The sequence below is a fragment of the Listeria immobilis genome, from assembly GCF_014322845.1.
Classification (GTDB): domain Bacteria; phylum Bacillota; class Bacilli; order Lactobacillales; family Listeriaceae; genus Listeria; species Listeria immobilis.
Genome location: NZ_JAASUA010000001.1, coordinates 427,497 through 439,038, shown reverse-complemented (window position 1 = coordinate 439,038; position 11,542 = coordinate 427,497). Strand labels below are relative to the sequence as shown.

Genomic DNA, 11,542 nt, shown 5'->3' with positions numbered 1-11,542 from the left:
CTTTATAATTTTTCATTTTATAGTATTTAAAAACCGTTATTACCACAATAGAAAGCGTAAATGGGGAGGGTTATCCTTGTTAGGAGACTTGTTTACAAAACCAAAAAAGAGAAAATATGCCACAATTCCTTCTGATGGGACGAAAGCAGATGTTCCAGAAGGTATTATGACAAAATGTCCAGAGTGTAAAAAAATAATGTATACTAAAGAATTGCAAAAGAACTTGATGGTATGCAGTTATTGTGGATTTCATCATCCAATTGGAGCAAAAGTAAGAATTGATATGCTTGTTGATCCGGATTCTTTTGAAGAACTTGATGCTAGCTTAACTACAGCAAATCCACTTGGTTTTGAAGATTATATGGATAGAATCGAAAAAGATAAACAAAAAACTGGATTGAACGAAGCTATTGTTACTGGTCATGCAACGATAGATGGAAATCCTTTAGTTATCGCAGTAATGGATTCTCGTTTTAGAATGGCAAGTATGGGATCTGTTGTAGGCGAAAAAATTCTTCGTGCAGTAGAAGAGGCAGATAAAACAAAGAAACCTTTTGTGATATTTACTGCTTCAGGTGGCGCTCGTATGCAAGAAGGAATGATTTCCCTTATGCAAATGGCGAAAACATCCGCTGCATTCAAGCGGTTTAGCAATCATGGTGGTTTAGCAATCACTGTGATGACACACCCAACAACAGGTGGAGTTTCTGCAAGTTTTGCTTCTTTAGGCGATTATAATTTTGCTGAGCCAGGAGCACTTATTGGCTTTGCTGGGCGTCGAGTGATTGAACAAACCGTCCGAGAAGAGCTGCCAGAGGACTTCCAAACAGCAGAATTTTTACTTAAGCATGGGCAATTGGACGATTGCATTTCACGGCTTGATTTGCAAAATAAATTAAGTTTTATTTTAAAAATCCATGTAAAAACACCTGAATCAGGAGGTGAATCTGATGGCGAATGAAATGGAATTTGAAAAGCCTATATTAGAACTAAAAAGTAAAATTGCTGACTTAAAAGAATACAACGAAACATCAGATGTAGACTTATCTAGTGAAATCGAAAAGTTAGAAAAACGTCTAGCTAAATTGGAAGCAAGTATCTATAGTAATATGACTGCTTGGGATAAATTTCAAGTCGCTCGTCATCCAGAACGCCCTACAACACTTGACTATATTCCACTTTTATTTGAAGATTTTATGGAGCTTCATGGTGATCGTTCTTTTGGCGATGATGCAGCTATTGTTGGTGGGATTGCTACGTTTAAAGGTATTCCTGTGACTGTTGTTGGACATCAGCGAGGTAAGGATACAAAGGATAATTTGCATCGTAATTTTGGAATGCCACATCCAGAAGGTTTCCGAAAAGCGCTTCGGTTAATGAAACAAGCAGATAAATTTGGTAGACCAATTATTTGTTTCATTGATACAAAAGGAGCATATCCTGGTCGTGCTGCCGAAGAACGCGGACAAAGTGAGGCAATTGCTCGGAATCTTTATGAAATGAGCGATATGAAAGTACCTATCATTTCTATTGTTATTGGTGAAGGTGGTAGTGGAGGAGCGCTTGCTTTAGGTGTTGGAAATCAGATATTCATGCTTGAAAATGCGGTTTTCTCGGTTATTTCACCAGAAGGAGCGGCAGCCATTTTATGGAAAGATGCTGGGCAAGCAAAAAAAGCAGCGGAATCAATGCGTATCACTGCAGGCGATTTGTATGAACTTAATATTACGGATGGAATTATTCCAGAAGTAAAAGGCGGAGCACATCGCGATTTAGTTGCTCAAGCAGAAGAAATAAATAAAACAATTACCAAGTCACTACATGCTTTAATGGCATTTTCTGAAGAACAATTAAAAGAGCAACGTTATGAAAAATTCAAGAAAATTGGTGCATATGAAACTTTATAAGCGATAATGAAAGATGATTTCCTGTTTTTTTGGAAATCATCTTTTTGGTATGTACCAAAATAGATAAAGAAAGTTAAACACTTAACAAGTATAGACCGATTATATCTTTTTGTTGATATAATGCCGTTTTAACAGCTAATTGGAATAGACCGATATAAATAAAGCTGAAATAGTGCTATTGCTGGCGAAAAAAGTGTTCTATTCGTGCTTTTCATTTAGCGGTTTTTCATGTAGAATAAACACATGTGATGAAAAACAATATCATTGTCTGAGGTGGTAAGTAAAATGAAACGAATTGCAATTTTGACAAGTGGAGGAGACGCTCCAGGAATGAATGCAGCCACTCGTGCTGTTGTACGTAAAGCAATCTATGAAGGACTTGAAGTTTATGGTATTAACTATGGTTTTTTAGGTTTGGTTAATGGTGATATCCATAAATTAGAGTTAGGTTCTGTTGGTGATATACTTCATCGTGGAGGAACATTCCTTTATTCTGCAAGATATCCTGAATTTGCTACAGAAGAAGGACAACTTAAAGGAATCGAACAACTGAAAAAACATCAAATCGACGGCTTAGTTGTTATCGGTGGAGATGGCTCTTACCACGGAGCGGAAGCACTTACAAATCGTGGCTTTCCAACTATTGGTATTCCAGGAACGATTGATAATGATATTTCTGGTACTGATTTCACCATTGGTTTTGATACTGCGCTAAATACTGTTTTAGATGCATTAGATAAAATCCGTGATACAGCAACAAGTCATGAACGTACTTTTATTATTGAAGTAATGGGTCGTGATGCTGGGGATATCGCACTTTGGTCTGGTCTTGGTGGCGGCGCTGAAGCTATCATCGTACCTGAACAAGAATTCAATATGGATGATATCGTGGATCGTTTAAACAAAGGTCGTGAACGTGGTAAAAAACATAGCATTATTGTCGTTGCAGAAGGTGTTATGTCAGGAAATGAATTTGCTAAACAATTAGCTGAATATGGCGACTATCATGCACGTGTAACTGTTTTAGGACATGTTCAACGTGGTGGAAGCCCAACTGCATTTGATCGTGTGCTTGCAAGCCGTCTTGGCGCGCATGCGGTAGAATTATTATTAGAAAATCGTGGTGGATTAGCTGTAGGAATCCGCGAAAACCGTATTGTCGAAAATAATATTGGCGAAATTTTGAAAGAAAAACATGTATGTGATAAACAACTGTTTGATCTTGCTTCTATTTTGTCGATTTAAAACGGCTGAAGAGCTGGCTGCCATAACAACGCATGGTAGCCTTTCTTTGTGAAAAAATGTAGTTATAAAATTCTTTGAAACAAAAGAAGTAAATGTCTGAATAGGGATGCCGTAAAATCCTATAAAGCGTTTTCTTAATAACAGCACTATACTGGGTAAATGCATTTTTATTCACAAACTTACTTGTAATACATGGTTGTTACTGGTAAAATGTGAAAGATATGTTTATAATAAATACGAATGAATAGCTAAGTTCTAGGAGGAGTAATAACATGAAAAAAACGAAAATTGTTTGTACAATTGGTCCTGCAAGCGAGTCAGTTGACACATTAGTTCAACTAATTGAAGCAGGAATGAACGTAGCACGTCTTAATTTCTCACACGGAGATTTTGAAGAGCACGGTGCACGAATTGTGAACATCCGTGAAGCATCAAAAATTACTGGCAAACAAGTTGCTATTTTACTTGATACAAAAGGTCCAGAAATCCGTACAAATGACATGGTTGGCGGAAAATTAGAATTCCAAACAGGCGACGTTGTACGTGTTTCTATGACACCTGTTGAAGGAACAAAAGAAAAATTCTCTGTAACTTATGGAGAACTTTTTGACGATGTAGAAATTGGATCTTCCATTTTACTTGATGATGGTTTAATCGGTCTGGAAGTAATTGAAAAAGACGAAGCTAATCGTGAACTAGTAACAAAAGTACTTAACCCAGGTGTGCTTAAAAATAAAAAAGGCGTTAACGTACCAAACGTTTCTATCAACCTACCAGGAATCACAGAAAAAGACGCTGCAGATATCCGTTTTGGTTTAGAACAAGGTATCGATTTTATCGCGGCATCTTTTGTACGTCGAGCTACAGATGTTCTTGAAATTACTAAGATTTTAGAAGAATATAACGCAACTCACGTTCAAATTATTCCGAAAATCGAAAACCAAGAGGGCGTTGATAATATCGACGAAATCTTACAAGTATCTCAAGGCTTAATGGTTGCTCGTGGAGACCTAGGTGTTGAAATTCCTGCTGAAGAAGTTCCGATTGTACAAAAAGAACTTATTAGAAAATGTAATAAACTTGGAAAACCTGTTATCACTGCAACACAAATGCTTGATTCCATGCAACGTAATCCACGTCCAACTCGCGCTGAAGCAAGTGACGTAGCGAATGCGATTTTTGATGGAACAGATGCAATTATGTTATCTGGTGAAACAGCTGCTGGGGACTATCCAATTGAAGCAGTTAAAATGATGGCGAAAATCGCTGTTCGTACAGAAGAAGTGCTAGTTGCTCAAGATAAATTTGCGCTTAAACTTCACGAAAATACAGATATGACAGAAGCTATTGGACAAGCAGTTGGTCATACTGCGAAAAACCTAAATGTACAAACAATCGTTGCTGCAACTCAAAGTGGTCACACAGCGCGTATGATTTCTAAATATCGTCCGAAATCTCATATCGTAGCAGTAACATTTAATGAGCATGTATACCGTGGTTTAGCTCTTTCATGGGGTGTTTATCCTCGCTTAGCTACTCCAGTTAGCAACACGGATGAAATGTTTGACCTTGCAGTGAAAGAATCACTTGCTTCAGGTGTTGCAAAACAAGGTGATCTTATCATTATTACTGCAGGTGTTCCAGTTGCAGAAAGCGGAACAACAAACGTAATGAAAATCCAATTAATTGGTGAAAAAGTAGTTAAAGGCCAAGGAATTGGTAGTAAATCTGTAATTGGTAAAGCAATTGTTGCAAAATCTAATGCAGAAGCGCTTCAAAAAGCAGAAGAAGGCGGAATCTTAATCGTTAAAACAACAGATAAAGAAATCCTTCCTGCATTTGAGAAAAGTGCAGCAGTCGTTGTTGAAGAAGGTGGCTTAACTAGTCACGCAGCAGTCGTTGGAATTAATCTTGGTATTCCTGTTATCGTTGGTGCTAAAGATGCAACTTCTCTTGTAAAAGACGGTGAAATTATCACTGTTGATTCTCGTCAAGGTGTTGTTTATAACGGCAAAACAGCTACTCACTAAAATTTAACTTTCAAAAAAGCGTCTCGTTAGCGGGGCGCTTTTTTTATTTGCGCGCCTGTATTGTTTTTCGATTACAAAAAAATAGGTTATAATGGTTATTAAGTATTGGAGTTGATTGTATGAGAAAATTTATGCTTTACTGGGCTTTATATGGTTTAATAGAGTTGATTATGTATGTTTGGTTATTCCAAGTAATCGGCTTTTTACCACTTCTTTTTATTCAAATAGCCTCCAGCGCTTTTGGTATTTTTATTTTCAAGCGTCTTGGTGGCAATCTTTTCCGAAATTTGCGAGACGGACGCACGGTAGCGCCGTATTTATTAGATAGTTTATGTTTTTTTATCGCCGGCTTTTTATTAATTATTCCTGGAATTATTACAACAATACTAGGGTTACTTATTTTTATTCCATTTTCTCGCAAACTATTAAAACCTAAATTAACGAAATGGCTTGGAAATCAAAAGAAACATACACAATATTATTATTTTGATATGTAATAAAAACCTCTATGGGAAAATCTTTCTATAGAGGTTTAGTTAAAAAAAGGGCAATTCATTTTCCTTATGGCATTTTAGTATTACTATAAGGTATATTTATGATATAATAATTGTTATCTCGCTTCATAGATGCGCGATACTGAAAGGTGACTTAGTATGTTTACGGAAAGTATGTTGTTTTTACTTCTTTTTTTACTTCTCGGACTTATAGCAAAAAATAATTCGCTTATTATTGCGGTAGCGGTTGTCATTTTGTTGAAGTTATTTCACGCTGATGGCAAGATAATGGAAATGATTCAAGCAAAAGGAATAAATTGGGGTGTAACGATTATTACTGTTGCCATCTTAATTCCAATTGCAACTGGGCAAATCGGTTTTAAAGATTTAATTGACTCTTTTAAATCGGCCGCTGGGTGGATTGGTCTTGGAGCAGGAATTGCCGTTTCTATATTAGCTAAAAAAGGTGTTGGCTATATGGCTGTTGATCCACAAGTGACAGTTTCTCTAGTGTTTGGAACTATTTTAGCAGTGGTACTTTTTAGAGGGATAGCTGCTGGACCAGTAATTGCTGCTGGTATTGCGTACATGGCAATGCAGTTAGTTGCATTCATAAAATAAGTACATACGTAAAAAAGGATAAAAGGAGGAAAAGAAATGACATTATCTAAAGGATTAGAAAATGTATATGTTGCTGAGACTTCGATTAGCTCTATCATTGATGATATGTTAACTTATGTTGGTTATGGTATTGATGATTTGATGGAAAACAATGCATCTTTTGAAGAAGTGATTTATTTATTATGGCATTTACGTTTGCCTAATAAAGATGAATTTAAAAAATTTAAATTAGAAATCCAAGAAAATATGGCTGTATCTGAAACAATTATTACAAGTTTAAGAATGCAAAATCATCAAAAATTACATCCAATGAGCGTTTTAAGAACAACCGTTTCCATGCTTGGTGTATTTGACACAGAAGCAGAATTGGATGACGGGGAAGCAGTTTATCGCAAAGGATTGCGTCTACAAGCAAAAATGCCAACAATTGTCGCTGCATTTTCCAGAATTCGTCGTGGTCTGGATCCGATTCCACCAAGAGAAGATTTAAATATGGCTGCGAATTTTCTTTATATGATTACTGGAGAAGAAGCAGATGAATTATCTGTAGAAGCGATGAATAAAGCACTTGTACTTCATGCAGACCACGAATTTAACGCATCTACTTTTACAGCGCGAGTTTGTGTAGCAACACTTTCTGATGTTTATTCTGGTGTTACGGCTGCAATTGGGGCATTAAAAGGACCGCTTCATGGTGGGGCCAATGAACGTGTATTTGATATGTTAGAAGAAATCGATGAAGCTGGTGATGTGCGCAATTACATCCAAACAAAAATCGATACGAAACAAAAAATTATGGGATTTGGTCACCGAGTTTATCGTGGTGGAGACCCGCGTGCGCAACATCTACGTGAAATGTCTAGAAAGTTAACTACCGAAAAAGGCGAAGAAAAATGGTATGAAATTTCCATGCAAGTAGAAGAAGCTGTTTGGGAATTAAAACATTTAAAACCAAATGTCGATTTTTATTCAGCTTCTGTTTATCATGCGCTTGGTATTGACCGAGATCTATTTACATTAGTATTCTCTGTAAGCCGTGTGTCAGGTTGGTTGGCGCATATTTTTGAACAATATCGTGATAATCGTCTTATTCGTCCACGTGCTATTTATGTTGGACCTGAAAATAGAAGTTATTTACCTGTAGAAGAACGAATTTAATAGAGGAGGAAGAAACTTTATGAGTCAAAAAATTCAAGTAGAAAATGGTGTGCTAAAAACACCAAATAATCCAGTTATCCCTTTTATTGAAGGTGACGGAACTGGTCCAGATATTTGGGCTGCTGCAAAACGCGTTTTAGATGCAGCGGTAAAAAAAGCATATAATGATGAAAAAGAAATTGCTTGGAAAGAAGTGCTTGCAGGTGAAAAAGCATTTAAACAAACAGGTGAATGGCTCCCACAAGCGACTTTAGATACAATTGATGAATATTTAATTGCGATTAAAGGTCCACTTACAACGCCGATTGGTGGCGGTATTCGTTCGCTAAATGTTGCTTTACGTCAGGAATTGGATTTATATGTGTGTCTACGTCCAGTTCGTTACTTCAAAGGTGTTCCGTCACCAGTAAAACGTCCTGAAGACACAGATATGGTTATTTTCCGTGAAAACACAGAAGATATTTATGCAGGGATTGAATTTAAAGAAGGCAGCGAAGAATCAAAAAAATTAATAGCATTCTTAAAAGATGAATTTGGTGTCAATAAGATTCGCTTTCCGGAAACTTCTGGTATTGGTATTAAGCCGATTTCCAAAGAAGGTACAGAGCGTTTGGTTCGCTCAGCTATCGAATATGCAATAAAAGAAGGGCGTAAATCATTAACGCTCGTACACAAAGGTAATATCATGAAATTCACAGAAGGAGCTTTTAAAAATTGGGGCTATGACTTATGTGAACGAGAATATGGTGATAAAGTATTTACTTGGAACGAATACGATCGTATAAAAGAAGCAGAAGGTACAGAAGCTGCTAATAAAAAACAAAACGAAGCACTTGCGGCAGGAAAAATTTTAGTGAAAGATTCTATTGCAGATATTTTCTTACAACAAATCCTGACACGTCCTGCTGAATTTGATGTAGTGGCTACGATGAATTTAAATGGGGATTACATTTCTGATGCGCTTGCTGCTCAAGTAGGTGGAATTGGTATTGCTCCAGGAGCGAATATTAATTATTTAACTGGTCATGCGATTTTTGAAGCGACACATGGTACTGCACCAAAATATGCTGGTCTTGATAAAGTTAATCCTTCATCCGTTATTTTATCTGGAACACTCTTACTGGAACATATTGGTTGGGGAGAAGCAGCTACATTAATTAATCGTTCGATGGAAAAAACTATTGCTGCAAAAACAGTAACATATGATTTTGCCAGATTAATGGATGGCGCAACAGAGGTTAAATGTTCGGAATTTGCGGATGAATTAATAAAAAAATTCTGATTACGTCCGCTTGTAACTCGTAAAACTAGTTCGTAATTTTATTGTTGATAATAATTGTTCGTATTTAAGGCAAACCATTTAACCCCATTCGGATAAGTGGTTTGTTTTTATGTTCCTATGGTAAAATAGACACAAGTGAATGATAATATAGAGGAGGATATCCCTGTGAATAAATTAGTATTAATTGATGGAAATAGTATTGCGAATCGCGCGTTTTATGCGTTACCGCTTTTAAATAACGATAAAGGTGTATATACAAATGCGGTGTATGGATTTGCAATGATGTTGATGAATGTGTTGGAAAAAGAAAAGCCTAGTCATGTACTCGTTGCTTTTGATGCCGGAAAAACAACTTTTCGCCATACTACATTTAAAGGTTACAAAGGAGGGCGCCAAAAAACGCCTAGTGAGTTATCCGAACAATTTCCATTTATTCGAGAGCTTTTAACTGCTTACGATATCCCGCAATATGAGCTTGCTAACTATGAGGCAGACGATATTATCGGCACATTAACAAAAAAAGCAGAAGCAGACGGTATGGAAGTAGCGATTATTACCGGAGATCGTGATTTAACACAATTAGCTTCTGAAAAAACAACCGTCTATATAACTAAAAAAGGTATAGCTGATATGGAAACAAATACTCCAGAAACACTAAAAGAAAAATATAATCTTTCTCCTGCACAAATTATTGATATGAAGGGGTTAATGGGTGATTCATCAGATAATATTCCCGGAATCCCAGGTGTTGGTGAAAAAACGGCATTAAAACTATTACATGAATTTGGCGGAAGCGTAGAAAGTGTTTTAGAACATGCCGATGAAATTTCTGGAAAAAAATTAAAAGAAAAAGTCCAAGAAAATAAAGAACTTGCAATTTTGAGTAAAGAGCTTGCAACTATCAATGTGGATTCACCAATAGAATGTACCGTTGAAAGTACTAAATATGATGGATATCAAACAGAAAAAGTAATTCCGCTTTTGAAAGAAATGCAGTTTACAACATTATTAAAAAACTTGGAGGGCGAAACGAAAGAAGAAGCAAAACCATTAAAAGAACTCAAGTTTGAAGTAGTTTCAGCGTTAACGCAAAAACATTTTGGTGGGAAAACAGCATTATATATTGAATTAGAAAATGAGAATTATCATACAGCAAACTTTATCGGGATTACAATTCATTCAAACAAAGGAACCTATTTTTTCACAAAAGAAACAGCAGAAAATAGCCCAGCATTTAAAGAATGGATTGAAAGCAATGATACAAAAGTAGTCTACGATGCGAAAAAAACAATGGTTGCAATGCGGCGATTAGGATATGTAGTGTCTGGTATCACATTCGACATTATGTTAGCCTCCTATCTATTGAATCCATCCGACTCGATAGATGATTTTATGAGTGTTGCTGCTCGTCATAATTATACAGAAGTGGAAACGGATGAAACGGTATATGGAAAAGGAGCGAAACGAAGCATCCCAGAAGAAAGTATTGTCGCACCACATCTTGCAAGAAAAGCTATCGCAATCGCTGTTTTGGAAAATGGTCTTATGGACGAATTAGAAAAAAACGAACAATTAGCTTTAATGGCAGATTTAGAATTACCGTTAACTTTTGTCCTTGCTCAAATGGAAATGCAAGGTGTAAGTGTTGATACTAAACGACTGGAAGATATGAAAGTAGAATTAGCTGGTCGACTAAAAACACTGGAAGAGTCCATTCATTCGCATGCGGGAGAAGATTTTAATATTAATTCGCCTAAACAATTAGGAGTGATTTTATTTGAAAAGTTAGGACTTCCGGCTGTAAAGAAAACAAAAACGGGTTATTCTACGGCCGCAGATGTTTTGGAAAGTTTATCAGGTAAACATGCCATTATTGATGAAATCTTGTTATATCGCCAACTTGGGAAAATCCAATCCACTTATATTGAAGGCCTTCTAAAAGTAACAGATAAAACATCACATAAAGTGCATACACGTTTTAATCAAACATTAACTCAAACAGGGCGACTTAGCTCCGTTGATCCGAATTTGCAAAATATTCCTATTCGATTAGAAGAAGGGCGCAAAATTAGACAAGTTTTTGTTCCAAGCAAACCTGGCTGGAAAATATTTTCAGCAGATTATTCACAAGTGGAATTGCGTGTTTTAGCTCATATTTCTGAAGATGAAAATCTGATTTATGCATTTAAACATGATTATGATATTCATACAAAAACTGCAATGGATGTTTTCCATGTTGAAAAAGAAGCAGTGGATTCACTCATGCGCCGTCAAGCAAAAGCGGTTAATTTTGGTATCGTTTATGGTATAAGTGATTACGGACTTTCGCAAAACCTTGGCATTACAAGAAAAGAAGCGAAAGATTTTATTGATCGTTACTTTGTCAGCTATCCAGCAGTAAAAGAATATATGCAAGATATTGTACGTTTTGCAAAAGAAAAAGGTTATGTAGAAACTATTTTGCATAGACGTCGTTATATTCCAGAGATTGTCAGTCGTAATTTTAATGTTCGCGGATTTGCAGAAAGAACTGCGATGAATACACCTATCCAAGGAAGTGCTGCGGATATTATCAAAAAAGCGATGATTCTAATGAGCGACCGCCTAAAATCCGAAAAATTAGAAGCTAAGTTATTACTTCAAGTACACGATGAACTTATTTTTGAAGCACCAGAAGCAGAAATTGCTAAATTAGAAGAAATTGTACCAGATGTTATGGAAAATGCTGTAGAACTATCTGTACCACTTAAGGTCGATAGCGCTTTTGGAGATACTTGGTATGATGCAAAATAAATAGAGAAACGG

9 protein-coding genes are annotated in these 11,542 nt (G+C 36.3%); all 9 read left to right on the top strand.

Annotated features, from left to right (window positions below; all coding sequences use genetic code 11):
* Positions 1-76 precede the first annotated feature (76 nt).
* The 9 genes from accD (at position 77) to polA (ending at position 11,530) form a co-directional block, all read left to right on the top strand.
* Entirely contained in the window at positions 77-961 is an 885-nt protein-coding gene (gene accD, locus HCJ45_RS02295; protein ID WP_187123904.1) for an acetyl-CoA carboxylase, carboxyltransferase subunit beta, read from the top strand.
* Positions 951-1,907, top strand: coding sequence for an acetyl-CoA carboxylase carboxyltransferase subunit alpha (locus HCJ45_RS02290; RefSeq protein WP_187123903.1), 957 nt, complete (start codon positions 951-953; stop codon positions 1,905-1,907). Before accD ends, HCJ45_RS02290 begins: the two co-directional genes overlap by 11 nt.
* A 285-nt stretch (positions 1,908-2,192) precedes the next feature.
* Entirely contained in the window at positions 2,193-3,152 is a 960-nt protein-coding gene (gene pfkA / locus HCJ45_RS02285; RefSeq protein WP_185347373.1) for a 6-phosphofructokinase, read from the top strand.
* 272 nt (positions 3,153-3,424) lie between these two features.
* Positions 3,425-5,182, top strand: coding sequence for a pyruvate kinase (gene pyk / locus HCJ45_RS02280; RefSeq protein ID WP_185398005.1), 1,758 nt, complete (start codon positions 3,425-3,427; stop codon positions 5,180-5,182).
* Positions 5,183-5,301: 119 nt separating this feature from the next.
* Positions 5,302-5,679: an FxsA family protein gene (locus tag HCJ45_RS02275; RefSeq protein ID WP_185347377.1), complete on the top strand. Its 378-nt coding sequence runs from the start codon at positions 5,302-5,304 to the stop codon at positions 5,677-5,679.
* Between the two features lie 156 nt (positions 5,680-5,835).
* Complete coding sequence (locus HCJ45_RS02270) at positions 5,836-6,297, top strand: DUF441 domain-containing protein (RefSeq protein WP_185347379.1); 462 nt, start codon at positions 5,836-5,838, stop codon at positions 6,295-6,297.
* 36 nt (positions 6,298-6,333) lie between these two features.
* Positions 6,334-7,455, top strand: a complete 1,122-nt coding sequence (gene citZ, locus HCJ45_RS02265; protein WP_185347381.1) for a citrate synthase — start codon at positions 6,334-6,336, stop codon at positions 7,453-7,455.
* A gap of 19 nt (positions 7,456-7,474) precedes the next feature.
* Positions 7,475-8,737 (top strand): NADP-dependent isocitrate dehydrogenase, encoded by a 1,263-nt coding sequence (gene icd / locus HCJ45_RS02260; RefSeq protein WP_187123902.1) that lies wholly within the window; start codon positions 7,475-7,477, stop codon positions 8,735-8,737.
* Between the two features lie 165 nt (positions 8,738-8,902).
* On the top strand, positions 8,903-11,530 hold the full coding sequence (polA, locus tag HCJ45_RS02255; protein ID WP_187123901.1) for a DNA polymerase I: 2,628 nt from the start codon (positions 8,903-8,905) through the stop codon (positions 11,528-11,530).
* Positions 11,531-11,542: the final 12 nt, after the last annotated feature.

Excerpts from the sequence above, each read along its gene's own strand:
- icd (WP_187123902.1), top strand. The coding sequence starts at position 7,475 with ATGAGTCAAAAAATTCAAGTAGAAAATGGTGTGCTAAAAACACCAAAT.
- pfkA (WP_185347373.1), top strand. The coding sequence starts at position 2,193 with ATGAAACGAATTGCAATTTTGACAAGTGGAGGAGACGCTCCAGGAATG.
- HCJ45_RS02290 (WP_187123903.1), top strand. The coding sequence starts at position 951 with ATGGCGAATGAAATGGAATTTGAAAAGCCTATATTAGAACTAAAAAGT.
- HCJ45_RS02275 (WP_185347377.1), top strand. The coding sequence starts at position 5,302 with ATGAGAAAATTTATGCTTTACTGGGCTTTATATGGTTTAATAGAGTTG.
- pyk (WP_185398005.1), top strand. The coding sequence starts at position 3,425 with ATGAAAAAAACGAAAATTGTTTGTACAATTGGTCCTGCAAGCGAGTCA.
- citZ (WP_185347381.1), top strand. The coding sequence starts at position 6,334 with ATGACATTATCTAAAGGATTAGAAAATGTATATGTTGCTGAGACTTCG.
- HCJ45_RS02270 (WP_185347379.1), top strand. The coding sequence starts at position 5,836 with ATGTTTACGGAAAGTATGTTGTTTTTACTTCTTTTTTTACTTCTCGGA.